Annotated in this window: 23 protein-coding genes; 6 read left to right on the top strand and 17 right to left on the bottom strand. The window is 45.5% G+C overall.

The window, feature by feature from the left end:
* From fliE to MHM94_RS10310, 3 genes are all read right to left on the bottom strand, one after another.
* Positions 1-333: a flagellar hook-basal body complex protein FliE gene (fliE, locus tag MHM94_RS10320; RefSeq protein WP_026111098.1), complete on the bottom strand. Its 333-nt coding sequence runs from the start codon at positions 331-333 to the stop codon at positions 1-3.
* A 188-nt stretch (positions 334-521) separates the two neighbouring features.
* A complete protein-coding gene (locus MHM94_RS10315) occupies positions 522-1,922 on the bottom strand; it encodes a sigma-54 dependent transcriptional regulator (RefSeq protein WP_235419888.1) in 1,401 nt (466 codons plus the stop codon).
* A complete protein-coding gene (locus tag MHM94_RS10310) occupies positions 1,915-3,030 on the bottom strand; it encodes an ATP-binding protein (RefSeq protein WP_235419887.1) in 1,116 nt (371 codons plus the stop codon). The genes MHM94_RS10315 and MHM94_RS10310 overlap by 8 nt, the downstream gene beginning before the upstream one ends.
* 173 nt (positions 3,031-3,203) lie before the next feature.
* Between MHM94_RS10310 and MHM94_RS10305 the strand changes: the two genes are divergently transcribed.
* Complete coding sequence (locus MHM94_RS10305) at positions 3,204-3,779, top strand: DNA-3-methyladenine glycosylase I (protein ID WP_235419886.1); 576 nt, start codon at positions 3,204-3,206, stop codon at positions 3,777-3,779.
* A gap of 60 nt (positions 3,780-3,839) precedes the next feature.
* Here the strand turns inward: MHM94_RS10305 and MHM94_RS10300 are convergent, their stop codons facing one another.
* Positions 3,840-5,270, bottom strand: a complete 1,431-nt coding sequence (locus MHM94_RS10300) for a sigma-54 dependent transcriptional regulator (protein ID WP_235419885.1) — start codon at positions 5,268-5,270, stop codon at positions 3,840-3,842.
* A 150-nt stretch (positions 5,271-5,420) separates the two neighbouring features.
* On the bottom strand, positions 5,421-6,209 hold the full coding sequence (locus MHM94_RS10295) for a flagellin (protein WP_235419884.1): 789 nt from the start codon (positions 6,207-6,209) through the stop codon (positions 5,421-5,423).
* Positions 6,210-6,440: 231 nt separating this feature from the next.
* Between MHM94_RS10295 and pseB the strand changes: the two genes are divergently transcribed.
* Genes pseB through pseI form a run of 5 tightly spaced genes read left to right on the top strand, consistent with a single transcriptional unit; the run spans position 6,441 to position 11,844 of the window.
* Positions 6,441-7,442, top strand: a complete 1,002-nt coding sequence (gene pseB, locus MHM94_RS10290; protein WP_130145098.1) for a UDP-N-acetylglucosamine 4,6-dehydratase (inverting) — start codon at positions 6,441-6,443, stop codon at positions 7,440-7,442.
* Positions 7,439-8,581 (top strand): UDP-4-amino-4,6-dideoxy-N-acetyl-beta-L-altrosamine transaminase, encoded by a 1,143-nt coding sequence (gene pseC, locus MHM94_RS10285; RefSeq protein WP_235419883.1) that lies wholly within the window; start codon positions 7,439-7,441, stop codon positions 8,579-8,581. The genes pseB and pseC overlap by 4 nt, the downstream gene beginning before the upstream one ends.
* Positions 8,582-8,598: 17 nt before the next feature.
* The gene (pseF, locus tag MHM94_RS10280; protein ID WP_235419882.1) at positions 8,599-9,276 is read left to right on the top strand and encodes a pseudaminic acid cytidylyltransferase; all 678 of its coding nucleotides are present in this window, start codon (positions 8,599-8,601) and stop codon (positions 9,274-9,276) included.
* Positions 9,273-10,790: a UDP-2,4-diacetamido-2,4,6-trideoxy-beta-L-altropyranose hydrolase gene (gene pseG, locus MHM94_RS10275; protein ID WP_235419881.1), complete on the top strand. Its 1,518-nt coding sequence runs from the start codon at positions 9,273-9,275 to the stop codon at positions 10,788-10,790. The genes pseF and pseG overlap by 4 nt, the downstream gene beginning before the upstream one ends.
* Positions 10,783-11,844, top strand: a complete 1,062-nt coding sequence (gene pseI, locus MHM94_RS10270) for a pseudaminic acid synthase (RefSeq protein ID WP_235419880.1) — start codon at positions 10,783-10,785, stop codon at positions 11,842-11,844. Before pseG ends, pseI begins: the two co-directional genes overlap by 8 nt.
* A 34-nt stretch (positions 11,845-11,878) precedes the next feature.
* Here the strand turns inward: pseI and MHM94_RS10265 are convergent, their stop codons facing one another.
* The 12 genes from MHM94_RS10265 to MHM94_RS10210 all read right to left on the bottom strand — a co-directional run bounded on the left by MHM94_RS10265 (position 11,879) and on the right by MHM94_RS10210 (position 26,009).
* Positions 11,879-13,957 (bottom strand): 6-hydroxymethylpterin diphosphokinase MptE-like protein, encoded by a 2,079-nt coding sequence (locus tag MHM94_RS10265; protein WP_235419879.1) that lies wholly within the window; start codon positions 13,955-13,957, stop codon positions 11,879-11,881.
* Positions 13,958-14,040: 83 nt separating this feature from the next.
* Entirely contained in the window at positions 14,041-14,325 is a 285-nt protein-coding gene (locus tag MHM94_RS10260; protein ID WP_130145110.1) for a hypothetical protein, read from the bottom strand.
* Positions 14,318-14,740 (bottom strand): flagellar export chaperone FliS, encoded by a 423-nt coding sequence (gene fliS, locus MHM94_RS10255; protein WP_022944856.1) that lies wholly within the window; start codon positions 14,738-14,740, stop codon positions 14,318-14,320. The genes MHM94_RS10260 and fliS overlap by 8 nt, the downstream gene beginning before the upstream one ends.
* 11 nt (positions 14,741-14,751) lie before the next feature.
* Positions 14,752-16,170, bottom strand: a complete 1,419-nt coding sequence (fliD, locus tag MHM94_RS10250) for a flagellar filament capping protein FliD (RefSeq protein WP_022944857.1) — start codon at positions 16,168-16,170, stop codon at positions 14,752-14,754.
* A gap of 24 nt (positions 16,171-16,194) precedes the next feature.
* Positions 16,195-16,644: a flagellar protein FlaG gene (locus tag MHM94_RS10245; RefSeq protein ID WP_235419878.1), complete on the bottom strand. Its 450-nt coding sequence runs from the start codon at positions 16,642-16,644 to the stop codon at positions 16,195-16,197.
* A gap of 76 nt (positions 16,645-16,720) precedes the next feature.
* Positions 16,721-17,725, bottom strand: coding sequence for a flagellin (locus tag MHM94_RS10240; protein ID WP_130145114.1), 1,005 nt, complete (start codon positions 17,723-17,725; stop codon positions 16,721-16,723).
* Positions 17,726-17,885: 160 nt separating this feature from the next.
* On the bottom strand, positions 17,886-18,893 hold the full coding sequence (locus MHM94_RS10235) for a flagellin (RefSeq protein ID WP_022946272.1): 1,008 nt from the start codon (positions 18,891-18,893) through the stop codon (positions 17,886-17,888).
* A 389-nt stretch (positions 18,894-19,282) separates the two neighbouring features.
* Complete coding sequence (locus tag MHM94_RS10230; protein ID WP_130145116.1) at positions 19,283-20,287, bottom strand: flagellin; 1,005 nt, start codon at positions 20,285-20,287, stop codon at positions 19,283-19,285.
* A 278-nt stretch (positions 20,288-20,565) separates the two neighbouring features.
* A complete protein-coding gene (gene flgL, locus MHM94_RS10225) occupies positions 20,566-21,813 on the bottom strand; it encodes a flagellar hook-associated protein FlgL (protein WP_022944737.1) in 1,248 nt (415 codons plus the stop codon).
* Between the two features lie 5 nt (positions 21,814-21,818).
* Positions 21,819-23,828: a flagellar hook-associated protein FlgK gene (gene flgK / locus MHM94_RS10220; RefSeq protein WP_045978577.1), complete on the bottom strand. Its 2,010-nt coding sequence runs from the start codon at positions 23,826-23,828 to the stop codon at positions 21,819-21,821.
* A gap of 3 nt (positions 23,829-23,831) precedes the next feature.
* Complete coding sequence (gene flgJ / locus MHM94_RS10215; protein WP_235419877.1) at positions 23,832-24,767, bottom strand: flagellar assembly peptidoglycan hydrolase FlgJ; 936 nt, start codon at positions 24,765-24,767, stop codon at positions 23,832-23,834.
* A gap of 150 nt (positions 24,768-24,917) precedes the next feature.
* The gene (locus MHM94_RS10210) at positions 24,918-26,009 is read right to left on the bottom strand and encodes a flagellar basal body P-ring protein FlgI (RefSeq protein ID WP_022944051.1); all 1,092 of its coding nucleotides are present in this window, start codon (positions 26,007-26,009) and stop codon (positions 24,918-24,920) included.
* Between the last annotated feature and the right edge of the window lie 8 nt (positions 26,010-26,017).

Raw genomic sequence — 26,017 nt, 5'->3', positions numbered from 1 at the left:
TTATACAGGCATGTTCATAATGTCTTTGTAGGCTTCCACTAGCTTGTTACGAACCTGCACAGTGGCCTCAAATGCGACAGAGGATTTTTGCGATGCGATCATTGCTTCGGCAAGAGAAACGCGGCGATCACCCATCTCCACAGCAACCACTTTCGATTTAGCGTCTTGCTGTAGGTTATGAACATTATCGATTGCGCTACTTAGTAGCTCACCAAATTGGCTGGTCGATGTTTGCGGCACTTGGTTTTGTGCCTCTTTCAATGGGTTACGAGCTTGCGCTTCTTGCGCGAGCGACTGCATTTCTTGAAATAATGAGTTGGCTTGGACTTTCATCTTGGGCATCACTCAGTTAATTAAACTTACCCTGAACAATGCACAAGTCATGCCAATAAAATACCGTTATTTAACAGTGACTTATTGCTATTTTAATTTTGACACTGAGGAATTAGGCAAGCTATATTTTTGACGCCCACAAGAAAGCCCGAGCTTATCCCGGGCTGAAATAGAACATTATGACGAGACTATGCAGGAAGGTGGATCCCCTGCTCGCGCATTTGCGCTATTTTGTAGCGTAAGGTACGCGGGCTGATCCCTAAGGCATCAGCAACATCCTTACGCTTACCGTTGAAGCGCGCTAAGGTATCGAGAATTATTTTGTGCTCTTTGTTTTTAAGCTCATCTTTAAAGTTATGGGCTTGGTCTACACCTTGGGGTGATGCCACTGGCAGCTCATCATAGTGTTGATTGAGCGCAGAAGGCATATCTTGGTGCGCATTGTGCTCAACTTCATCATCAGTGACGAACTCCTCGATATAAATGGCGCTGGCGTGCACCTCGTCACCGGATTTTAAGATCAGCGCACGCTGAATAACATTATCAAGCTCACGCACATTTCCCGGCCAAGTATGCGCCATTAAGCGCTCTTTGGCATCGGCACTGAGCGAGGCAGTCGCTTGTTTGCTAGCTTGGCAATGGCGCTCCAATAAATGTTCAGCCAGTGGAATAATATCCCCGGGACGCTGATTGAGCGGCAACCAGGTCAGCGGGAACACGTTTAGGCGATAATATAAATCTTCCCGGAATATACCGGCTCTGACCGCTTCTTTGAGATCACGGTTTGACGTGGCCAACACCCGTACGTTGAGCTCGATGGTTTTGCGACTCCCTAAGCGCTCAACCTCGCGCTCTTGCAATACACGTAGCAATTTCGCTTGTAGGCCTAAATCCATTTCAGTAATTTCATCAAGTAAAATGGTGCCATTTTGTGCTTGCTCAAATTTACCTGGACAGGCATTCACAGCGCCAGTGAACGCGCCTTTCTCGTAACCGAACAAAGTCGATTCAAGCATGTTTTCGGGAATGGCTGCACAATTGATAGCGATAAATGGCGCCTCTTTGCGCGGCGATTGGTCGTGAATATAGCGCGCCAATACCTCTTTACCACTCCCGCTTGGACCCATCACCATGACACTCGCGTCACTGTCAGCCACTTTATTGGCTAAATCGAGTAGCGCCAAACTTTTGGCATCAGCGACCACCGGGCCACTTTGGCTAGCCGTTTCATTGGGTAAATAACGACTCACTAAATTCAGTAAGACCTCGGGGGCGAATGGCTTTGCCATATAGTCGATGGCCCCCAGACGCATGGCTTCGACCGCATCATCAATAGTGGCATAGGCCGTCATCATTAATACCGGCATGTCTGGATAGTTAAGCTTGATGCTTTTTAGTAATTCAATGCCGTTAATACCGGGCATCTGCACATCACTGACCACTAAAGCAACACTGTGCTCTTTTAGCATCATGATTGCTTCTTCACCACTTTTTGCTGCGATGCAGCGAATATCTGACAGTGTTAATGTATCGATTAGGGCTTCGCGTAACCCCTTGTCATCCTCGACAACAAGTACATAGTTATTCATTGCTCTGCTCCTGGGTATTGCTGTGCAAAACAGGAAGCGTTAGCGTAAATTGCGCGCCACCGTTTTGAAGGTTCTCTACTTTTATTTGCCCCTTATGGGCATTCACCACTGAGGCAACCACAGCCAGACCTAAACCTGTGCCCTGACGCTTAGTGGTAAAAAAAGGCTCAAAAATTTTGTCAATAATCTCTTCTTTGATCCCTGGGCCATTATCGCTAATGATGATATCGACATAATCACTGTTCGTGCGTTGACGACGTGCCTGCATCTTAATATGCGCACCGCTGCCTATCACCTGTAAACTATTGTGCACCAGATTATTGATGGCACTGGCCAAGGCAGTACGATTGCCCATGACTTCGATATCGGGCTCAGGAAGCTGTACTTGTAGATGCGCTTCATGCTCGCTAAGCATGGCTTCACTGCCAGAATTTACATCATTAAGTAACTGCCCTAATGACATCGGCTCAACGACTTGCTGCTCACCACTTTTGGCAAACAACAGCATATCATTCACTTGGTTTTCCAAATCTTTTAAACGCGACATGAGCTTATCGTGACAGTGGGCACGCGATTGATTATTCAATCGCGACGAGCCCAAATTGGCCCCATATAACATGGCTGCCGAGAGCGGTGTACGCACTTGGTGGGCTAAAGTAGCCACCATTTTGCCAAGCGCGCTTAAACGTTGCATGTGCGCCACTCTTGATTGCAAACGACGCGTTTCCGTTAAATCGGTCATTAAAATAAGCTGCCCGGGCTCGGGCGTGAGCGCGCGGATTTCTAATTTTATACGCCGTCCATCGCGCAACGACACTTCATGGCCATCGTCCTGTTGCGGGCGGAATGAGCGCTGGATCACCGCAAACCATTTCTCACCTTCGAGCGGCTCGCCTAACATATCACTGGCAATTTGATTGGCTTTGGCTATCATTCCCTGTCCATCAAGCACCACCACACCCGCAGGCATGGTATCGACTAAATGACTCAGCCAGCTGGCTTGTAGCCGCAAGTCGCTCAGCTCTCCAACGTAAGCCTCTTGCGCTAATGCCGGGCTAAACTGGCCATGATGAAGGATTTGTGGGTTGATAACACTCGCTAATGCCATGATTTTCACTCTTAAACACAAGGTCTAATCCATAAAAGCACAAAGCGTACCAACTTTATTTTATTTAATATTCATGAAGTTACATTGTTATTATTGCTATCAAAAAAATGACACTGTATAAAAAAACAGTTACCTGATACATTAGTTGATAACGCTTTCTACAAGGAGTTTTTATGTGTATTCGCTGCGCCTGGGTGGACTTAAGTAAGCCCGATTACGTTGCCTACCATGACGATGAATGGGGTGTGCCTGTTTATGATGATCAACGCTTATTCGAGTTTATTACTCTCGAATCGGCACAAGCTGGTTTGAGCTGGTATACCATTTTAAAAAAACGAGACAACTACCGCCGTGCTTTTGCTGGCTTTGATATTCACACTGTCGCCGCTTTTGATGGCAAAGACATCACGCGCTTGCTCAATGATGCCGGTATTGTGCGCAATAAGTTAAAAATTAATGCCGCTATTAATAACGCTCAACGCTTTATTGAAATTCAACATCAGTTTGGTAGCTTTAGCGCGTATCAATGGCAATTTGTGAATGACAGACCGCGCGTCAACAGCATCGCGAATCCTGAAGATTACGTAGCAACCAGTGAGCAATCCGATATTTTTGCTAAAGATTTGAAAAAGCGTGGCTTTAAATTTTTAGGGTCCACTACAGTGTACGCTCATATGCAGGCTTGTGGCATGGTTAACGACCACCACAACCAATGCTTTCGCAAAGAGCAGGTGATCACTTTGTATTAGCTTTGAACCTGAGTTAACTACTTAAGGGGCGCTGGCACCGCGTGTGTTACTGCGGCAAAGCTAATCGCGGTTGAGATTATATTTTTTCATTTTCTCAACTAAGGTGGTGCGACGCACACCCAGCACCTCAGCAGCACGGGCAACAACATAGTCATAGCGCTCAAGCGCTTGCGTGATAAGACTCACTTCTAACTCTGCAAGGTATTCTTTGAGGTTGACTCCATCATCAGGCAGCACCCCAATATTGTCCGCTGCAGATTCATGCTCAGCAGGTAGTTGCTCATCGTCATCAACAAAGCCTTCACCGAAAATATCATTCAGGGCTTGGCGCTCTAATAGCTCTTCGGGGTACTGTGGAACAAATGCTTCAACATCAAGATGCTGATATTTCTTCGGTAAGTCTGGTACATCAACCACTTGATCCGGAAACATAATCACCATGCGTTCGACAAGATTACCGAGCTCACGAATATTTCCGGGCCACGTATGGCCTTTTAAACTTTCAATGGCGCGGTCGGTAAACTTAACGCTTTGACCGCTTTGCTGGGCTGTTCGCTTAGTCAGCTCTTTGAGCAATAAGCCAATATCATCGCCACGTTCACGCAAAGCCGGATTCTCGATGGGGAAAACGTTCAAGCGGTAGTATAGATCTTCACGGAAATCTCCCGCTTCAATCATTTGCTCTAAGTTTCGGTGCGTCGCTGCGATGACTCGGACGTCGGCTTGAATGGCTTTGGTACCACCAACTCGCTCGTAAGTGCGCTCTTGCAACACACGCAGTAACTTAACCTGCATTTGCAATGGCATATCGCCGATTTCATCCAAGAACAAGGTACCACCTTGAGCCAACTCGAAGCGCCCCTTACGCGCTGATATGGCGCCAGTAAATGCGCCTTTTTCATGGCCAAACAATTCGCTTTCTAATAATTCGCCGGGGATAGCGCCACAGTTTACCGGCACAAACGGGCCTGAACTGCGTCCCGAAAGAAGGTGTACGTTACGAGCCACCACTTCTTTACCCGTGCCCGACTCCCCAAGAATGAGCACATTTGCTTCCGTTTTCGCCACCTGAGAGATCAAAAAGCGAACATGATTGACGGCTTCGGTATCCCCCACTAAGCCATTGAAGGCTTTAGGATTGTGCGCACTTTGGGTGGGCTTCATGCGCGCATACTGCTGACAGTCATGGAGCAATTGGGTGGTTACATCATGGTGAAAAGGCTCGGTTATAAGGCCAATGACGTTAGCGATATCTAATAAGGGTTTTAACGTTTCACCAATTAACAAAAATGGTAACTCTGGATGCGCTTTAATTAATTGCTGATGTTCGCCGTTATTGAGTGCCCCGAGCACAATAATGGGTTCGTGGTGCTTATCAATATTTGCACACAAATCACCTGAGGTGGTCAGTTCATTAGCCTCACCCACAAAGGTTAGTGCTGAGCTCAACCCTTGGGCTCGAGTCGTATTGTCATCTAGAATCAGGATCATCGCGCCGCCAAATACTAAGCGATTGTTATAACTCTAGATTGTATTGCAGTTCAGGGAGGATTCAAGGAAAAGCGGCATGTTTTTGACGTTAATGCCAAAAATCAGACGCTTTTCCTAGTTTTGTTTGATTCAGCGCATAGTGAACCACCATTACAGCAGTCCTAAAATTGCGGCGGCGTTTTGGTTAGCTTGGCCGCGCAGCGCGATAGATGCCTGGTTAAGGATGTCATTACTGGTGCGCTCGCTCACCGCTTTTGCATAGTCAGTGTCAGCAATGCGGCTTTGACTTGCTGCAACATTCTCGTTTTGCTCGCTAAGCGAGCGAATTTGACTGCTTAGGCTATTCTCGAAAGCGCCCAGCTGCGCTCGCTGCTGGTTAACCTGCTCTGCGGCTTGCTCAGTCACATCTAACGCTGAATTAGCGCCCGCTTGAGTGGTGATATCAATAGCATTTACGGCACTAAGGAAGTCGCTATTAGGCTGTTCAAGGGCGTTTGTTTGATTCGTATCAGCGCCAATTTGGAAGCTGACACTTTGGCCATCAAATAACGGCTTCCCGGCAAAACTGCTTTGCTCTAACGTGTTGGTAATTTCGCTTTGCAGTTGCACGACCTCTTCTTGCAAAGCCTGGCGGTCGCTATCGGAAAGTGCACCATTACCAGCTTGTATGGATAGCTCGCGAATACGGCCAACAGAATCATTGACGTTACTCAATGCTGACTCACTCACTTGCGCATAGGAAATACCGTCATAGGCATTACGGCTGGCCTGTGTAAAACCATTTTGCTGCGCCGTTAAACGGTCAATAATCTGAAGCGCTGCGGCATCATCAGCCGCTGAGTTAACGCGCTTACCTGTAGCGAGTTGCTGATCTTGGTTACGAATACTCGATAACGTTGACTGCAGCTGCTGTTCTGAGTTTTGCGAGTTAATTTTCATACTAGGCTCCAAGGAGTAAGTAACTTAATACTTAATTATAGAAGTTCTTAGCTTGTTGTCACTGTTGTTACATTGCACTTTTGTTAGGCTACCGCGACGCATTTGCCATTCTATACCTGTATCACCATGACTTTATTGGCATAATTACTGCTTCATGCGCTAGAGTATAGACAGAGCGTCAAATTAACGTTAACTATTAGCTTATTATCTAACCTACGGCGGGTTTGGTTTATGTTCGACAACAAGTCAATTCTAATCACAGGTGGTACCGGATCTTTTGGTAAAAAGTATGTAGGTACCTTATTAAAGCACTATAAGCCCAAGAAAATCATCATCTACTCACGCGATGAGCTGAAACAATTCGAGATGCAGCAAGAGTACGATGCGCCCTGCATGCGTTATTTTATCGGCGATGTGCGAGACAAAGAACGGCTGCGCAAGGCGATGCGAGGTGTCGACTTTGTAATCCATGCCGCAGCGCTCAAACAAGTGCCTGCAGCAGAGTACAACCCAATGGAGTGCATTAAAACCAATATTAACGGTGCCGAGAATGTGATTGATGCAGCATTGGATAACGATGTAGAAAAAGTCATTGCATTGTCTACAGATAAAGCAGCGAGTCCAATTAACTTATACGGTGCGACTAAATTAGCTTCCGATAAACTTTTTGTCGCTGCAAATAATATATCCGGTGGTCACAAGACCCTATTTTCTGTGGTGCGTTATGGCAATGTCGTGTGTTCGCGAGGGTCGGTCGTTCCAGTCTTTCAAAAGTTCATTGACCAAGGATATGACCACATCCCCATCACTCATGAAGAGATGACCCGCTTTTGGATAAGCCTGCAACAAGGCGTTGACTTTGTGCTGAAAAATTTTGAGCGCATGCAAGGCGGCGAAATATTTGTGCCGAAGATCCCCTCAATTAAGATCACGGATCTCGCTACGGCTATGGCACCGAGTTTAGAACAGAAAGTGGTTGGCATCAGACCTGGTGAAAAAATACATGAAGTGATGTGCCCTGCTGAGCTAAGCTTAGACACCTATGAGTATGATGATCATTTCGTCATCGCCCCAGGTATCAAGTTTTTTAGTCGTAGCAACGACTTCACGATTAACGCTTTAGGCGAGCGAGGTAGCGCTGTTGAGTATGGATTTGAGTACAACTCATTCAACAACGAGCATTACCTCACGCCTGAGGAAATCACCGAATTCAACAAAAAGGCTATGCTATGAGGTCATACGGGCGTCAAAGTATCAGTGATGTGGATATTGACGCAGTTGTTAATGCGCTTCGCTCTGACTTCCTTACACAGGGGCCGGCGGTCACTCTTTTTGAACAAGCACTAAGCGACTACACAGGTGCAAACTATGGGGTGGCCGTTAATAGTGCCACTTCAGCTCTGCACATCGCTTGCCTAGCACTTGGCGTGGCACCAGGTGATCAAGTTTGGACTGTCGCTAACACCTTTGTCGCTTCCGCCAATTGTGCTCGTATGTGCGGTGCCGTTGTCGACTTAGTGGATATTGATGCCTCAACAGGGAACCTTTGTATCTCGAGCCTCGAGACTAAGCTTGAACAAGCCGAACTTACCGGGCACTTACCTAAGGTATTAATTCCCGTTCACTTTGCAGGCCAAAGTTGCGATATGGAAGAAGTGAATCGCCTTGCCAAAAAATTTAAATTCCATGTCATCGAAGATGCTTCCCATGCACTTGGAGGGAGTTACAAACGCAGTAAAATCGGTTGTTGTCGCTACAGCGATATTACTGTTTTTAGTTTTCATCCGGTGAAAATGATCACCACGGCAGAGGGCGGGATGGCCGTTACCAATAACGAGGAATTAGCACATAGAATGCGCAATTATGCTTCTCACGGTATCGAGCGGACGCCTTTGTCTGCTGAGGAACCCTGGAGCTATTCACAAACGGATTTGGGTTACAACTACCGCATGCCGGATATTTGCGCAGCATTAGGACAGTCACAGTTGCAACAATTAGATAGCTGGGTAGAGCGGCGAAATATGTTAGCAACGCGCTATAGTGAGACTTTTACCGCCTCGAGTGTACAGCCACTGACGGTGTCAGAACACAATCTATGCAGTTATCACATTTACGTAGTTAAAGTACCGCCAAAGCAACGTCTGAGGATTTTTAATACACTTAAAGCCGAGGGTATAGGTGTTCAGATACATTATGTACCAGTCTACAAACAACCCTTTTATAAGTCCTCATTCAATGGCCCTTCTTTTTCTTTAGAGCAAACAGAAAATTATTACGCGTCTTGTCTCACTTTACCTTTATACCCGTCTTTATCAGAACATGAGCAAGATACAATTATTAATAAACTCCTTAACGTATTAAATAGTAATTAGGTTGGTTGGAGCTCCTTTTGAATATTGCACTCATCCCGGCTCGCGGCGGTAGTAAAAGAATCCCAAGAAAAAATATTAAGCCGTTTCTCGGTAAACCACTGATTGCTTATTCAATAGAGACAGCTCTCGCCAGTGGTTGTTTTGACCATGTAATCGTTTCTACCGATGACGAGGAAATCGCAACAGTTGCTAAACGCTATGGAGCAAGTGTGCCCTTCATGCGTCCGAAGCAGCTCGCCGATGACTTTAGCCCCACTCTCGCGGTTATTCAGCACGCAATTGCACAGTTAGACCAGCAATACGAATTTGACGCTGTTTGCTGTATCTACGCGACGGCACCACTGCTTCGTCCAGAAGACATACAAAAGGGGCTTAAGGTGCTAATGAGCGACAACCCTACTTATACCTTCTCTGCAACTGAGTTTGACTTTCCGGTGCAGCGTGGCTTTACCCTTGATGGGGAGTTAAGCTTGCTGATGCCTGAACACCAAAATACTCGCTCGCAAGATCTTCCCACTGTTTATCATGATGCGGGACAATTTTATTGGGGGAAGAAGTCGACATTTGCTGCTGGCACCGCCATATTTTCACCGCAAAGCCGCCCAATAGTGCTTCCTAAATTACGCGTTCAAGATATTGATACACAACAGGATTGGGATTTCGCAGAAGCGCTATATAAGTATGCAGTGTCATGAATATTGCTATTCGCGTCGACTCCTCGTTAATAATCGGCAGTGGTCACTTAATGCGCTGCCTGAGGCTGGCTGATGGCCTCACTGACCATGGCCATAAGGTGTGCTTTTTCTCACGCGATCTACCAGGGAATAAGGTTCAATTACTGCAATCTCGAGGCTATCAGGTCGACTTACTACCTTTACCTGATGGCTACCAAGCAAAAGCAGATGACTACAAGTCCTGGCTGGGCGTGACGCAAGCAGAGGATGCGCTTACATTTTCAATGTTGGTGCAATACTGCGACCTAGTCGTGGTTGATCATTACGCCCTGTGCAAACCTTGGGAGCTTGACGTGGTCCGTCGTTTAGGTTGCCAGGTAGTCGCGATTGACGATTTAGCGAGAGAGCATCATGCCGCCTTGGTGATAGACACAACTCCAAATAGATCATCTGATCTCTATAAAGTGGATCACAGTCACACAAAACTGCTTGTCGGCAGTGATTACGCTTTATTGGCGCCGGAATTTGTATCGCTAAGAGAAAAGTTAAATACCCAACCAGTTCAAGACCCCGAGCACCGTTTACTGCTATTTATGGGCGGTGGAGATGTTCATGGTTGCACTAGTTTAATCGTTCGCGCCTTACTTAAACAAAACACCGAGTTGCCGATAACTGTGCTGCTTGGTGAAAATACTCCAAGTTTCAAGAGCGTCCAGGCCCTAAGCCAAAACTACGAGAAACTAACACTGATTACCCACAGCAATACTATGGCAGAACTCATCGGTGCGCATACTCTCGCTATCGGTGCACCTGGCGTTTCAGCACTGGAGCGTTTATCGCTAGGGATACCCAGTATCCTTGTTCCCGTGGCGGATAACCAAACTGGTAACCTCGATGGATTGAGAGACAGTGAAGCAATAGAGGTCGTTACTTTAGATGAACTGCATAAACTCACAGTGTGCTTACGACGCCTTATGCAAAACTACATGCAAAAGCGCCTGGCTGCGATGTCAATGTGTGATGGATTAGGACTGTTTAGGGTCGTGGATGAAATACAAAGAATGCCCTGCAATTCAAAAGGACAGATACAACTGCGGCCAGCCACAAGTGCGGATATAAATCTTGTTTTTAATTGGCAACAACTACCACAGACCCGCCGCTACGCACTGACACCACGAGCGCCTAGCTGGGAAGAACACCAGCAATGGATGAAGAGAAAGCTTAGCAGTGCGTGCGACTATATGTATATCATAACCTCGTCTTTCGAGGAGCAAGAACACAGCGTAGGTATGGTTCGCCTTGATAATGCAGGAGACAATCGCGTTATTATCTCGATACTCATTGATCCGCAATACTACGGTCTTGGTATCGGATATGCGGCATTGAATGAAGTGGCCACGAGGCACAGCGATAAGACGATTGAGGCTACAGTCAAAAGCGAAAATAAAGCATCACAAAAGCTGTTTACAAAAGCAGGATACATACAAAGAGAGCGTGAACTTTTCATCTTAGAGGCAAAGAACAGCTATGAGTAGTCATAAAGAAGTAGTTATAGACGGGAAAAGTATAGGGCTGCATCACAAGCCGTATATTATCGCAGAGATGTCAGCAAATCATAACGGTGACATTGAGAACGCCTTCAGAATAATAGAGATGGCAAAGCGCTGCGGTGCAGATGCTGTTAAAATTCAAACTTACCGCGCCGATACTATTACCATGAAAAGTGATAATCCAGAATTCACTATTAATGGTGGGCTGTGGGACGGAAAAACACTTTATGACCTATATGAGCAGGCGCATTTACCTTGGGAATGGCATAAACCCTTATTTGCTAAAGCTAAAGAAGTAGGAATCACAATTTTTAGCTCTCCCTTCGACTTTACTGCCGTGGATTTGCTTGAAGAGTTAGACGCACCCGCCTATAAGATTGCTTCATTTGAAGCCATCGATATCCCGTTAATAGAATATGTCGCGAAAACAGGCAAACCGATGATTATTTCAACCGGTATGGCCAACGAGCAAGAAATAAAAGAGGCTATTGAAGCGGCGCAAAAAGCTGGCTGTAAAGACCTAGTCGTACTTCATTGCGTCAGTGGTTACCCAGCCCCAGCGCAAGATTATAACCTAGCCACCTTAGCCGACATGACGCAACGTTTTAATGTACTAACAGGCCTCTCTGACCACACTATCGACAATACCACCGCCATTACCTCTGTTGCTTTAGGTGCGTGCTTAATCGAAAAGCATGTAACGCTCGATCGCAATGGTGGCGGACCGGATGATAGCTTTTCTTTAGAAGAACCAGAGTTAGCGCAACTGGTCAAAGACAGTGATGTTGCATGGCAAGCGCTTGGCCATGTAAATTATCAGCGCAAAGAAAGTGAAAAGGGTAATACGATTTTCCGCCGCTCTTTGTATGTCGTAAGAGATATCAAACAAGGTGAGAAAATCACTGCGGAAAACGTACGTAGTATTCGTCCTGGCTATGGCATAGCGCCCAAGCACTATAAAGAGGTTATAGGTCGAACTGCATTACAAGATATAGAAAGAGGCACACCACTAAGCTGGGAGCTTTTCTCTACAGAGTAGATAGTGTAGGGCTTGACCCTACACTATCTACTAGTTAGAAGCCTTCACACCGCTCCCGCCAAGCCGTTTTAAAGTCGCTTTTTATTGTGACTAGAAATTCGTGCCAAATTGAGAATGCCTGCTGAAAGTACTCCATATTCTTCTCTTCATCTTCATATTGATAAAGCAACGTAATTAAAGGGCAATGCATGTACAACATAGTTCCTTTAAAAACATGGAAAAAGTGCGGATGCGCAGACTTTCTGTAAGCATAAATAAGCCGTTGCTGTGCCTTGAGAATAGCCGCAGCCTCAGCTCGAGTAGAAAACTCTCGCTCACCGATTTCGATTAAATAATGGCACAGAGATTCAAATTCAGCTATATCCACAGCTTGGTCATCTGTTGATAATTCGACTTGCTTGAAAAACCCAGATTTGATCTTGGATTGGACACTTGCTTTATCAAGTACGGGGCAGTCCTCTAGCCATACATCCTCTGCTCGCAACGGCGCTGCTCCAGTTATTTTTGCGCCAGAACCAATATTATAATATTGACGAGTCGGATAATGAGCTATCAACCCTTCTAGCATATCTTTAGAGGTTAACAGCAAATTCGTCGCTTTAATTTTTTCTCCGAAGTTACCCTCTATTTCATGCCTTGGGTTTTCATGTGCTTTGTACTTACCTTTGAGCTTATCATCGCGATAAATACTGAGTTTAGAGTGGCTCACTCCTTGAGCGACATAGCCATTGTCAACTCCAGCAAAGTAAGTTGTATTAAAACCAAACATACTGGCGAAAGAGAACGCCGTATTAGAAACCAATGGACCAGCGTTAGGAAGGCTGTTCATTAAAATTCCATACTTTTTTTGTGTTTGACTTTGAATCATCACACTCGACGCTTCAGGACCTTTAAGTCCCATTCCTGTCCAACCATATAAACCAGGAACTTCAGGGTACATAACATCAACCATCAATAAGTTTAAGTTGCTGTAACCTTCTTCTGGCATGACATCAACGAGTACATCGTAAGTATTTTTCGGACGTTCCACTAGCACATGAAAGTCAGGGGTTATTCCCGCTTTCAACAATGATTGAAGTGCAGTACCGGCCGCGAGGATAATCACACGATCTTGATATTTCTTCAAAATTGGCAGAGCTTCATCTAATGAAGGACCGTTCCCAACTACAAAAACAGGAATATCTTGAATTTCCTGCGTCGAAGAGTCTGACTGGAAGAAAAAAGGAATATTGGATTCTATATTATCCATCGCATGCGCTAACCCAGTCGTCGCATCGTTGTAGAACCCAAATCCTTCTTGAAGCTCATAATAACGCTCAAAGAACCCCTTAATCGCAGTATTTATACGCTCAGATGGATAGTGTTGGTAGCAATAACTATTAATTAATGAGAAAGCGCCAATGTCTTGAGCCGTTCCTTTAAGGCCTTTAAAAAAGTCATCAACTTCTACACCGATATAAAGAAACAAACACCCATCTCTTTTATCTATATCCCTGATAATCTTATCCCAATCAATACAAAATAAGCTGGCGTAAAACAGCTCGATTTCAGGCTCGCAAATAAAGAGGTAATCAAATTGGTGATCTTCCAGAAGAACAGGAAGATGGTAACCCAGCCCCAAACCAAACATTAAGCAAGTTGGATAGCTCTCGGGAAGCGCCTTCAATACCGCTTTGTCTTTCTCAGAGATGTCATGCAACTTGTTATATAGCTTACACATATATTGCATGTGAATACGCTCATCAGCTTCGGCTAAACGCCCTCTGTATGCTGTCTTCCCAAAATAAGGTTGTTCGGTGTACCTTTTTACCTGAGCTTTTGCTTGGGCTAAGGGATCATCGCCGTATAAAGGCATCACTTGATCTTTCATGTAAAAATTAGCATGGCCAGAGCGAGTGACATGGAGGCAAAAATCTGGCCTCGGCTCAAAGTCGATAATTGCTTGATAAAGGTCTGGATAGTATTTCTCAAAAGCTGACAAATTTTTGGCGAAACGCAGGTTCGCCTCTTCTGCAAATATAGCTTCTCGTTGTGTTACATCTCGCGCTGTTTCTAGCTTTTCCTCTGCTTCTCGCAGCAAGTCTTCTATGGGAGCATTCTTATCTTGTGTCATGAAGCAATCCGACAAATAAAATTAAGTACCTTTGCAATCAGTTTAGCAAACTACGTACCAATTTATATCTTAGGATTCAATATTTAACGGGGGATTTCGTAGGCTTTGAGTTTATTTTGATTGGTTGTAAAGTTTGACAAGTCTTTTCTTGTCTTGTCACGAGCGGTATTAATTTCTTGAGCTAGGTTGAGAAGCTTGGTGTGAATAGCCGACAGTGCTTGTTGGTTGTCTATTATTTCCTGTTTCGATAGCGCACGTATTTGCTTGTCTATCTGCTGATATAATTCAGCCCCATCGGCGTAATCACCAGAGGATAGCTTTTCCTCTAGTGAAGTTAATTGCTCTTGAATAGTAATGACCTTAGCCAAGCTGAGCCTCTTTCGTACTTAAGGTTTGTTCTCTCACATCCACGGGAATACTATCCCAAGCAGACTTTATTTCTTTGAGTAGAGTGATAACCTCGTCCACTTTATCAACGTTATTTTCCACGCTAGCATCGATTAACTGATCAAGCATGTATGAATAAAGAGCGTATAAGTTTTCAGTCACTTCCCCGCCGACTTCAAAATCCAAACACCCACGCAGCGCTTCGATAATCGACGAGGCTTTACCTAAATGTTCAGCTTTTGCTTCAAAGTTTTTATGCTCTATGGCCACTTTTGCATGAACCATTTTCTCTACGGCGCCAGCCATAAGTATCTGAATAACTTCATACCGGTCAGCGCCTGCTAAACGAGTTTTAAGTGCTTCTTTTTGGTAATTTTTAACTTTTGCATTATACATAATTCATAGCCTTACTGAGATGATGATTTGCCGCCACCGAAGCCCGGTAAACTGGCTAATTGAGCGCCTAGGTATTGCTGAGTCGAACTCATTTGTGCCAATAAAACATCTAGATTGGAGTATTGCTTGCGTAGACGCTTTTCCAACTCGTCCATTCTATACTGATGGTCTATTACATCTTCTTCCAGATCATCAATCTGATTATTAATGTCTTCTTCGCGGGTTTTTAGAATGCCACCCGAATCAACAAACGACCCAAGCAATTCGTCAAGCTTCTTTGCCACACCGTTTTCACCTGCAAAAGCCTTGCCAATATCATCATAATTGGTATCCATAGCTTCATCCAAGCTGCGAACTAAGCTGGACTTTTCTAAATAGCCTTTGTCATCTACACCCAAACCAATATCAAATATACTGGTAAATGGCCCTGCATCGGTCAGCTCACTTGATAGTGTACTAACGAGTTGGTCACCCAAGGAGCGCATTGTTGCATCACCGCGCAACCCTACTTGACGTGTCTCATCGTAGCTTGTGTGATAGGCGATGGTGCCAACTAAGTTGTTATAATCTTCAATAAATTTGTTTACCAGCTTACTGACGCTTTCTCTATCAACGCTTACATTAATGCCTGCACTTTCTCCGGCCTCACTTACCTGCTTAGCGGTGATAGTCATGCCTTGCACGGCATCTTTAAACACATTACTGTCGTTAACAATCTCGATACCATCTACGGTGATTTTAGCGTCTGTCGCTTCGTCTCCCGCCGCAATGCTCATGCCTCCTGCACCGCCACCATTAGCGACCGTTGAGACAGCGTCAAGTTCGGCATTGTCATTGGTAATAACAAGATCATTACCCGATCCAGTTTCGTTTGAAGTCAGCACTAATTTAGCTTCACTACCAGTGTTGATAATGTTGGCCGTTACGCCAAAGTTCGTGTCTGAATCGTTAATAGCGTCACGTAAATCTGATAGCGTGGCTCCAGCATCCAAGGTTACATCAAAGCTTTTGTCACCAGCTCCGAAGCTCAACGTACCACCGGATGCACTGACTACGGCCGTATTGTCAGCAAAAGCATTGGCCGCTGACATGGCACGGCTGCCTTGAGCAAGCTGCTGAACCTGCACATCAAAGTTACCTGGTGTTATGTCACTTGAAGGGCTAACCGAGATAATATCGCCACTAGGGGGCTGTGAAATATCAGCTAATCGCTTGTTGAAGTTATCAGGATCACTCAGTTTCTCCATAGTGTCTTTTAACTTAGACAATGCTGACTTAACAGCACCTATAGAAGATAATTCAACTTGAAGGCGCTCATCTTTCTGGATGAACTTCTGCATTTTAGGAACATTTTCAGCCTCAATAGACGCACTGATAATGCTCTCGAGGTCGAGACCCGAGCCAATGCCCGCCTGTGTGATTAATGGCATAAAAACCTCCTAATTCTGTTTTCGTTACGCAGATTGGTCAAAGAACACACCGCGATTATCAAGTTTATCGGCAAATTCTTCTAAAGCTTTAGCTATTTCGCGGAACTCTTTCGGAGGGATTTCCCGAATAACCTCCTCACTTTCACGATCCACAACCTTTACAACGGGTGGGTCGCCAAGCTCGTCAAATTCAAAAATCAAATTAGTTGATCTAATTGGAACAAATTCATTTAATTTTTCTAAACTTTCACGTAGCTCTTCACTTTGCTTTTGCTGCTGTTCAAATAACTGCTCTGCAACTGATTGCGATTGTTCACGCGGCACGTCACTGGTTGATGACTCTTCAGCCTGCACCTGTGACTGGGGCGCTAAATCAGGTTTCTGAACCGTTTGTTCAGACGCCTTATTTTGATTTTTCGTCACGTTACTTTGCAAAATACTTGCCGTATCTTGACTAAGATTTATTTCAGCCATGAGTTCTCTCCAACTTCACATAGTAGAAGTATAAGCCATAACCGACTAATGGTCAGTTATGGCCCAACTCTATCAATTAGCCAAGTAGCGATAGAGCGACCTGAGGACGCTGGTTCGCTTGGCTTAGAATTGACTGACTTGCCTGTTGCAAGATTTGGTTTTTAGTCAGTGCGGCTGTCTCAGCAGCAAAGTCGGTATCTTTAATACGCGAACGTGCAGCACTTAAATTTTCCGAGATATTCGCTTGGTTACGAATCGTTGATTGGAAACGGTTCTGTACTGCACCAAGCTCAGCTCGTTTCTTATCAACTACCGCAATCAACGAGTCCATACCTGCCATCACTAATTGTGCATTCGCTTGAGTAGATACAGACAGCGATGAAGCTGCTGCAAACACTGCGCTAAACTGCATATCAGCAAGAGTAACCGTAGAGTCCATACCTGAGATGGTACTTACATCCCCTGCGGTATCTAAAACACCATTTGTACCTTGAAGCGTTTTACCGGTTACCGCTGAAGCAATCGCTGCAATACCCGAGAGCGTAAAGCCACCATTTGCTGTTAGCGAGTTATCACCATTAGCCGATGTGCCTACTTCCTTCATACTGAAACCGATAGTTTGTACCGCATCAGCACCTACTTGGAAGCTCGCTTCATAAGAACCATCAAGAAGATTTTGCCCACCAAACGTGGTATCGGAAGCAACTCGGTTAGTTTCTTCCATCAAAGCACGGATTTCTTCTTGTAGTGCTAAACGGTCTTCATCAGTGTTTGAACCGTTCGCAGCCTGTTGCGCTAATGTACGGACACGCTGGAACATGCTAGTTACTTCATCCATCGCACCTTCAGCAGTTTGTGCTAAAGAGATACCATCATTGGCGTTACGGTTACCTTGGGTAAGACCATTTACTTGGCCTGTCAAACGGTTTGAGATTTGCAAACCCGCTGCATCGTCCGACGCGCTGTTGATCCGAAAACCAGAAGACAAGCGCTTGAAAGATGTATCAAGCTCATTACCCGAATTCATTAACTGACGCTGCGCATTGAGCGAGCTAACGTTCGTATTTACATATAAAGCCATATTAGCCTCCGCTTTATCTTAATTTTATGAACCTAAGCGAAATACCCCTATTCAGCTTAAATTCACGATAAGAACTAGAGTTACAGTTCTCTAGCTCTGTTATCGACAGATTAAACGAAGGCTTTAATAACTTTTTTAAAAATACGAATAAAGTATCAACTTATCCTTGCAGCAAGCTCAGCGCTGCCTGCGGACGCTGGTTCGCTTGACCAAGAATCGTCTGACTTGCCTGTTGCAAGATTTGGTTTTTGGTCAGTTTCGCAGTTTCCATAGCGAAGTCTGCATCTTTGATACGTGATTTTGCAGCACTTAAGTTCTCAGAAATATTTGCTTGGTTGCGAATGGTCGCTTGGAAACGGTTTTGTACCGCACCTAATTCCGCCCGCTTTTTATCTACAACAGCAATAAGCGAGTCCATTCCTGCCATTACCAACTGCGCATTTGCTTGCGTAGATACAGAAATAGATGTGGCTGCAGCAAATACCGCACTAAATTGCATATCAGCGGTAGTAATGGTGGAGTCCATACCTGATAACGTACTCACATCAGCTGCTGTGTCTAATACACCATTGGTACCTTGGAGAGTTTTGTTAGCAACAGCCGAAGCAACTAGCGCGATCCCCGATAGAGTAAAGCCACCGTTAGACATCAATGAGTTATTACCTGCGGCCGAACTTCCTACCTCTTTCATACTGAAACCAATTACTTGCACGGCATCCGCTCCCACCTGGAAACTGGCCTCATAACTACCATCAAGTAAATTTTGGCCACCAAAGGTGGTATCAGAAGCAACGCGGTTAACCTCAGCAGATAGCTGGCGAATTTCTTCTTGAATAGCAAGCCTATCTTCGTCAGTGTTAGAGCCGTTCGCTGCTTGTTGAGCAAGTGTTCTCATACGCTGGAACATGGATGTCACCTCATCCATCGCACCTTCAGCGGTTTGCGCTAAGGAGATACCATCATTGGCATTTCGGTTACCTTGGTTTAAACCGAGGATTTGTGACTGCAAACGGTCAGAAATCTGTAAACCTGCCGCATCATCGGCAGCACTGTTAATACGCAAGCCAGAAGACAAGCGTTTAAACGAGGTATCTAACTCATTACCAGAGTTCATTAACTGACGCTGTGCATTAAGCGCACTGACGTTGGTATTTACATATAAAGCCATAATAGCCTCTCTTTCACTCTCAATTAGGTTATTAACCGCTGCTTGCGGCGAATTGTTTCCACACTAGGGCGGATCCTTTACGCCGCTTTCAGAGGGGGCTTGGCAATTATTTGCCGTTAAAAACCCGCGCTAGCCGCGTATAAGAGTAAGTGAGCAATAAGTGGGCCAATATGAAAAAAGGGCCATTACGGCCCTTGTGTTTGAGAGTGAAATCGACTGCCAAAAAATTGTTATACTTTTTGGCATAATAGCTGCTTATACTGAGAGAAGTTGGGTGGGATGTAGCACCCTGCCCAACTTTGGGATTTTTTTAGCAATTAGCTTCCGCTTTAAAATCCAACTTTGCGCCCTTGCTAATACCCCATCAGCAAGGGCGCTTTTCATTTTACTTATCCAAGAAGACTTAATGCTGCCTGTGGACGCTGGTTTGCCTGACTAAGAATGGTCTGGCTTGCCTGTTGCAAGATCTGGTTCTTAGTTAGGTTAGCGGTCTCTTGAGCAAAGTCTGCATCTTTAATACGTGACTTCGCCGCATTCAAGTTTTCAGAGATATTCGCTTGGTTACGAATCGTTGATTGGAAACGGTTCTGTACTGCACCAAGCTCAGCTCGTTTCTTATCAACTACCGCAATCAACGAGTCCATACCTGCCATCACTAATTGTGCATTCGCTTGAGTAGATACAGACAGCGATGAAGCTGCTGCGAACACTGCGCTAAACTGCATATCAGCAAGAGTAACCGTAGAGTCCATACCTGAGATGGTACTTACATCCCCTGCGGTATCTAAAACACCATTTGTACCTTGAAGCGTTTTACCGGTTACCGCTGAAGCAATCGCTGCAATACCCGAGAGCGTAAAGCCACCATTTGCTGTTAGCGAGTTATCACCATTAGCCGATGTGCCTACTTCCTTCATACTGAAACCGATGGTTTGCACCGCATCAGCACCTACTTGGAAGCTCGCTTCATAAGAACCATCAAGAAGGTTTGTACCACCAAACGTAGTGTCAGAAGCGACACGGTTAACTTCATCCATCAAGGCACGAATTTCTTCTTGCAGTGCTAAACGGTCTTCATCAGTGTTTGAACCGTTCGCAGCCTGTTGCGATAGAGTACGAACACGTTGGAACATACTGGTTACTTCGTCCATCGCCCCTTCAGCGGTTTGTGCTAAAGAGATACCATCATTGGCGTTACGGTTGCCTTGATTCAGGCCCATGATTTGTGAACCTAAACGGTTACTAATTTGTAGACCTGCCGCATCGTCAGCTGCGCTGTTGATACGAAAACCTGATGATAAACGCTTGAACGAGGTATCTAACTCGTTACCTGAATTCATTAACTGACGCTGGGCGTTCAGTGAACTTACGTTAGTATTTACATAAAGTGCCATGTCATTTCTCCCACAGTAAACTTTGAATTTACTCTCAAACTGTCAATTACTAAGCGAAAGCTTGTTTTTTGACGTTTTGCTAAGTTACTTAGGTTATCGGGCGAGCACTTTTTTCCTTTAGTATTTTTTTATACTTTTTTTCAACACTATGAATTTAAATATAAAAATTAATAACTTTACTTATAAGTTGGTACGTTGAGGCAGGAGAAGAGCGAATAGTTATAGGAACAAAAAATAAAAAAGGGCCTCACGGCCCCAACCACAAATAGCAACCTCAACTAACCGATATAGTCAAATAAGGATAAGTTCGACAAGCGGTTAAAAGTGGCTTGCGAAGCCTGCAGTGCAGTCTCATGACGAGTTAACTCGGTTACCGCTTCAGCCATATCCACTTCGATGAGATCTGCTTTAGCCTCTTTGTTATTAACATCAACGTCGGCATTGGAAAACTCAATGCGCTCGGCTGTATTAAGACGTCCACCTAGGCCAGCTTGAGTCAGAGACACTTGATTTTGGGCGCTACCCAACTGTACTAAGCCATCAGCTAAAACTTGATGATAGTCCTGCATAGCCAAACCCGGGGTGGTAATGTTATTAATCAAATCTTCAAGGGTGTTAAGCACGTTGTCTCGCCCCGGCGGGGCCAAATCGAAGGTCGCCTGTCCAGGAGCTGCGCCTTGAATATCAATTTCCATACCAGCAAACTTAATCGGCTCACCGGGAGTGTAGGTCCCAGTAACCGCAGGCGTTAATGGCGCCCCGTCTTGCAGTATTTGATAGCTATCGGGAGGGCCGGCCGTGATATCCACCGTCATCGTGTTGGCGGTTGCGCCAGCGGCTGGGTCTGAGTTGTAATTTTGTTTATGAAATTGGTCAAAAGCGTTTTGTTCGTTCACATACACTGTTGCCGAAGTCACACCGCCGCCGGGCGTTGCTGTATTGCTGTCAACATTTAAACGCGTGGGTACTTTTTCAAAAACATCGAAACCATTGTCTGATGATTTAATGCTCACTCCCTCGGCAACCGTAACTTTATGTTGGCCTTGGTCGCCACCATACTCGTAACGCCCACTTGCACTATTAAACTGGTAACTCTGGTTGTTATCTTGATAGCCAGAAAAGATAAACTTACCGTCTTCAGACTTGGCATTCATCAAATCAAGCAAGTTAGCCTGGATGGCTTTTAACTCTTCCGCTAAACCTTTACGGTCTTGCTCTGTTAATGCACCATTACCAGCCTGTACGGTAAGCGTATTAGCACGTTGAATAGAGTCTTTAATGTTTTTAAGGACACTGTCTTCTGTCTCTAAACGACTGTTGAGCAAATTAAGGTTCTTGGTGTATTGCTCGTTACTAGCAATAGCATCACCATATAGCATGGCTCGCGTTGTTGCAGAGGGATCATCAGATGCAGTTAACACGCGCTTTTGCGTATTGATCTGCTCTTGTGCTTTGGCAACCTTAACCTGGTTTTCTAAAATACTGGTTAAGCCTTTTTGATAAATTTGATTATTGGATAAACGCATATTACTTACCTCGCGGAGCTAAGCAGGCTATCAAACACCGTTTGTGCTGTAGAGAGCACACGCGCTGATGCCGCATAACTTTGTTGAAAGCGCAGTAAATTAGCCGCTTCCTCATCTAAATTGACACCTGACATCGACTCATACCAAGCGTTCGATTGCTCCTCCAACGCAGAGAAAGCCGCATGACTGGTTTGTGCTTGGCTAGTTACAATCCCTATATCAGTCACTATACCTGCGAATGCCTGGTTGAATGTTTTGAGATTATCGGCGCTGCCACTGCTGAGCACATTTTCTCGCACTAACTCTTCGCTTTGTAGCCCAGCGAGTGCCAGGCCATTACGGTTATCGTCAAAACCCCCGGTATTAAACTCGAGGCTAAATGTATCACCTGCAGCCGGGTTGCCCTCAATATTAAAGTCAAAGCCATAGTTAGCGTACGGTGCTCCTGCTTGAGCGAGCATATTTTCAGCAGGCGGTGTAATGGTAAAAGTCGTTGTACCGTTGCCATCGGTAATCGTGTACTCGTTAGGATTACCTGTTTTTTGCAAGCTGATTGGCCCATTCGTCAAGCTTGGCGGCGGGCCCACAGTGATGCCCGTTGAGTTGGCAATATCAGTCACAGAACCGGGAGAAATTGCCGCTTCACTGACGTTATTTAACGCTGTTTCGGTGCGAATTGGCGACGCTAATGCCAGCTTTTCTGGCCGCGTGGTCGCCAACCCAACATTGCTGGCTGCAAAGGCATTTAACTTGATATCAAAGCTATCTCCCGCCGCTGGCGCACCTGTCACATCAATATCTAAGCCATAAGACTCGCCACTTGTTACTGTGGTTGAGTCTATCACTCCAGCCGTTACGTTGGCCGTCGACGGCGTACCGATAGGCTCACCTTTATTATTAAGGGGCACTATCTCTACGGTTGTTGGCGAGGTAAAGGTAACACGGAAATCCGTTGCCGGAATCTCTTTGCCCATCCCCTGCTCTAAACCAGCCTGCAAATTGCCCGATCCCGCATTAGCGGCGAATGGTAAGCCGTTGACGGTGGGCAAAGTGAACAGATCACCTCCTATTTCACCGTTGGCGTCCATCCCCAAGCGGTTTTGCTGGTTGAAGGCATCGGCCAATGATAAGCCCATTTGCCCCAGCTGATTTTGCGCCGGTATGAGTACCTCGTCTCGATAAGCCAGCAGGCCACCAATCTCGCCTTTTAAGCTGTTGGTATCAACCTCTAAGCTATTGGCTTGTCCGGAGGTCACATCAAGGCGAAGTTCCTTAAGGTTCGGATCTGGATCGCCATTTAACGAGAACAAGTTGAAGCTACCATTTTCCATAACCAAAGCTTCACCTGTGGACATGAACACCAATTTTTCACCATGAGGTCCGTCAAGTGTTTCTAGGTTCATTAGCTCTGAAAGATCTTTAATCGCTTTGTCGCGCTCGTTATAGACCGAGCTGGCATCAGCTTGATCTTTCTTGCCATGAACAGCCGTAATTTGGTTATTCAGCTCACTAATTTTCTCAATTAAGCCATTGGCTTCATCAGCAAGGATCCCAAGCTGATCATTCACCACACTCTTTTGTTGCGACACAATCCCTGACAACCTATCCATCTGATTAACAAAGTTCTCCGCGTTGGTGAAGAACAACGAGCGGGTAACGTTGTTAGAGGGCTGATTCAGCGCCTCTTGCAAATTATTAAACATGCCATTGATTTGCGTAGATAGACTATTGGACTCCTCAGAGAACTGACTATCAATACGCTGTGCTTCCTCCATAAAGCGCTCAAAGAAGGAGCGATTAGAGGTGTCTCTGTTGAGTTGCTGTTGTGCAAACTCATTGAGCAGACGATAGGTTTGCCCACGGCCAACCTGATTGTCGAAGGTGGTGCCATGCTCTGTACGCTCGCGCACGTAGCCTTCGGTATTAATGTTGGCAATATTTTTACTGGTAGTATTAAGCAGCTCGGTATTGGCACGAATGCCTGAACTGGCAATGTTTAGTAGGTTAAATGACATGATCTACTCTCCTTGCCTTAGCAGATCACCGGCTAGGGCGCGTAATTCGCTTTGCCCTAACACACGTTTAATTTTCTCTGCATACTGTGGATCGGTGGCGTAGCCAGCTTGTTGTATAGCGTCGATAAACTGATGAGGCTTATCGGCCACATCTAAAGCCTGCTGGTAACGGGGATTAGTTTTCAAAAATGAGACAAAATCATCGAAACTTTGCTTAATAGAGTCATACACTCGGAACGGTTCTTTGCGCTGAACCGCAACTCCTCCTTCATACTCTAATGTTGGTTTTACAGTCGCTTCCCCCTGCCAGTCACGGTGCGCTTTGATATTAAATAAATTGTTCGAACTTTCACCGCTCGCAGTTTTAATAATGTGCTTGCCCCAACCAGTTTCCAATGCAGCTTGAGCAACCATAACACCGGGGTGCACACCGATTTTACCGGCCGCTTCACGGGCAACGTCCCACACCCCTTCGACAAACTCTTTGGCATTGGCGAAATCGGCTTTGTGAGCGATAGGAGATGCCTCAGTGTGTTGTTCTTGGGTTTTCACTTGCGCGTTGTTTAATCGTGCATCACGCAAAGCTGACGCAGGCATATAGCTGTCTTTTTGTGGCGATAACTGTTGCACAATCAAATCGGCCAAGCCCAATGAGCCATTCGCCGATAACTCACTGGAGAGCTGCTGATCATGCATGTCTTGGAAGTATTTAACGCTGCTGGCATTAAACGGACTGTCTTCATCTTCGAAGGCTTCATTGGCTTTGCGCATGCTTTTGAGCAGCATTTGCGTAAAGATAGACTCAAACTGCTGCGCTGCTTGCTTTAAGGCCGCGCGCTCGCCGTCGCTGCCGGCAGGCTGTTTTAACGCATCTTGACGAAGCTTATCTAAGCTATTGAGATCGAAGACGCTTTGCGTTTGCAGTTGGTTAGCATCCATAAGACTGACAAAGTTATGACTAGATGCAAAAACTAAAGCAAAAAACGTACCACTGACTTTATAGTTCTGATTAACAAGAACTTAGATGGCTATAAAAACAGCAAACCCCAAGGCTTTGGGCACTTGGGGTTTGCTGTTGCAGTATCAGATTTAAATGACCACCAACTGACCATTAATAGCACCAGCCTCTTTTAACGCCTCAAGAATGGCCATTAAATCTCCCGGTGCGGCGCCCACTTCATTAATTGCGCGCACAAGGTCGTCTAAACTCACCCCGGGGTCAAAAACAAAGGCACGCGAGTCGTCTTCACGCACATCAATAATACTTTGATTGGTCACCACCGTCTCACCCTCGGCCAATGCATTAGGCTGCGACACTTCTGCATTTTCGGCGATGGTCACTGTGAGCCCGCCATGAGTAATAGCCGCTGGCTGCAACTTAACATTTTTGCCAATCACTATGGTGCCAGTACGGGAGTTGACAATGATTTTCGCAGCATTATCGGCAGGAGTGAATTCAAGGTTTTCCAGCGTCGATAAATAAGCAACTCGTTGCGAAACATCACGTGGGGCAGTTACGCGCACTGACGCCGCGTCCATTGCCATTGCGGTATTCGGCCCGACAAGATTATTAATGGTATCGGACAAGCGCTTCGCGGTAGTAAAGTCAGGGCGATTAAGATTAAAGGTAATGTAATCCCCTTGGGTAAAGGGACTCGGGATCGCGCGCTCGACAATGCCGCCATTAGGAATTCGACCCACAGTTGGCGTATTGACCACCACACGTGAGCCATCAAGCCCTTGCGCGCCGAGGCCACTAACAACTAAGCTACCTTGAGCAATAGCATAAATATTACCATCGACACCTTTTAAAAAGGTTTGCAATAAGGTACCACCGCGTAGGCTCTCGGCACTGCCTACTGAAGATACAGTGACATCCATACTCTGGCCGGGTTTGATAAACGCCGGCATATCCGCATGAACGGCAACCGCTGCAACATTATTAATCTTTGGCTTAAGGTTGGCCGGCAAAGTAATGCCAAAGTTATTCAACATCGCTTTAAAGCTTTGTTCGGTAAAGCGGCTCTTCTCTCCCGTGCCAGGCAGACCCACAACCAGACCATAACCCACTAATTGGTTACTACGTACGCCCTCAACCATAGCCACATCTTTGACACGCTCGGCAAAACTTTGCCAGCTAGTCAACGCCATGCAGAACACGATAAGGTTTAACCATTTCATGACTGGAC

Origin of the sequence: Pseudoalteromonas sp. CNAT2-18.1, assembly GCF_022347865.1 — a bacterium.
GTDB lineage: Bacteria > Pseudomonadota > Gammaproteobacteria > Enterobacterales > Alteromonadaceae > Pseudoalteromonas > Pseudoalteromonas ruthenica.
This window is presented reverse-complemented; position numbering and strand designations above follow the sequence as displayed.

Bases quoted from the DNA above. Each gene is read 5' to 3' on its own strand.
- fliE (WP_026111098.1), bottom strand. From the start codon at position 333: ATGAAAGTCCAAGCCAACTCATTATTTCAAGAAATGCAGTCGCTCGCG.
- MHM94_RS10315 (WP_235419888.1), bottom strand. From the start codon at position 1,922: ATGAATAACTATGTACTTGTTGTCGAGGATGACAAGGGGTTACGCGAA.
- MHM94_RS10310 (WP_235419887.1), bottom strand. From the start codon at position 3,030: ATGGCATTAGCGAGTGTTATCAACCCACAAATCCTTCATCATGGCCAG.
- MHM94_RS10305 (WP_235419886.1), top strand. From the start codon at position 3,204: ATGTGTATTCGCTGCGCCTGGGTGGACTTAAGTAAGCCCGATTACGTT.
- MHM94_RS10300 (WP_235419885.1), bottom strand. From the start codon at position 5,270: ATGATCCTGATTCTAGATGACAATACGACTCGAGCCCAAGGGTTGAGC.
- MHM94_RS10295 (WP_235419884.1), bottom strand. From the start codon at position 6,209: ATGAAAATTAACTCGCAAAACTCAGAACAGCAGCTGCAGTCAACGTTA.
- pseB (WP_130145098.1), top strand. From the start codon at position 6,441: ATGTTCGACAACAAGTCAATTCTAATCACAGGTGGTACCGGATCTTTT.
- pseC (WP_235419883.1), top strand. From the start codon at position 7,439: ATGAGGTCATACGGGCGTCAAAGTATCAGTGATGTGGATATTGACGCA.
- pseG (WP_235419881.1), top strand. From the start codon at position 9,273: ATGAATATTGCTATTCGCGTCGACTCCTCGTTAATAATCGGCAGTGGT.
- pseI (WP_235419880.1), top strand. From the start codon at position 10,783: ATGAGTAGTCATAAAGAAGTAGTTATAGACGGGAAAAGTATAGGGCTG.
- MHM94_RS10265 (WP_235419879.1), bottom strand. From the start codon at position 13,957: ATGACACAAGATAAGAATGCTCCCATAGAAGACTTGCTGCGAGAAGCA.
- fliS (WP_022944856.1), bottom strand. From the start codon at position 14,740: ATGTATAATGCAAAAGTTAAAAATTACCAAAAAGAAGCACTTAAAACT.
- fliD (WP_022944857.1), bottom strand. From the start codon at position 16,170: ATGCCATTAATCACACAGGCGGGCATTGGCTCGGGTCTCGACCTCGAG.
- MHM94_RS10245 (WP_235419878.1), bottom strand. From the start codon at position 16,644: ATGGCTGAAATAAATCTTAGTCAAGATACGGCAAGTATTTTGCAAAGT.
- MHM94_RS10240 (WP_130145114.1), bottom strand. From the start codon at position 17,725: ATGGCTTTATATGTAAATACGAACGTTAGCTCGCTCAATGCGCAGCGT.
- MHM94_RS10235 (WP_022946272.1), bottom strand. From the start codon at position 18,893: ATGGCTTTATATGTAAATACCAACGTCAGTGCGCTTAATGCACAGCGT.
- MHM94_RS10230 (WP_130145116.1), bottom strand. From the start codon at position 20,287: ATGGCACTTTATGTAAATACTAACGTAAGTTCACTGAACGCCCAGCGT.
- flgL (WP_022944737.1), bottom strand. From the start codon at position 21,813: ATGCGTTTATCCAATAATCAAATTTATCAAAAAGGCTTAACCAGTATT.
- flgK (WP_045978577.1), bottom strand. From the start codon at position 23,828: ATGTCATTTAACCTACTAAACATTGCCAGTTCAGGCATTCGTGCCAAT.
- flgJ (WP_235419877.1), bottom strand. From the start codon at position 24,767: ATGGATGCTAACCAACTGCAAACGCAAAGCGTCTTCGATCTCAATAGC.
- MHM94_RS10210 (WP_022944051.1), bottom strand. From the start codon at position 26,009: ATGAAATGGTTAAACCTTATCGTGTTCTGCATGGCGTTGACTAGCTGG.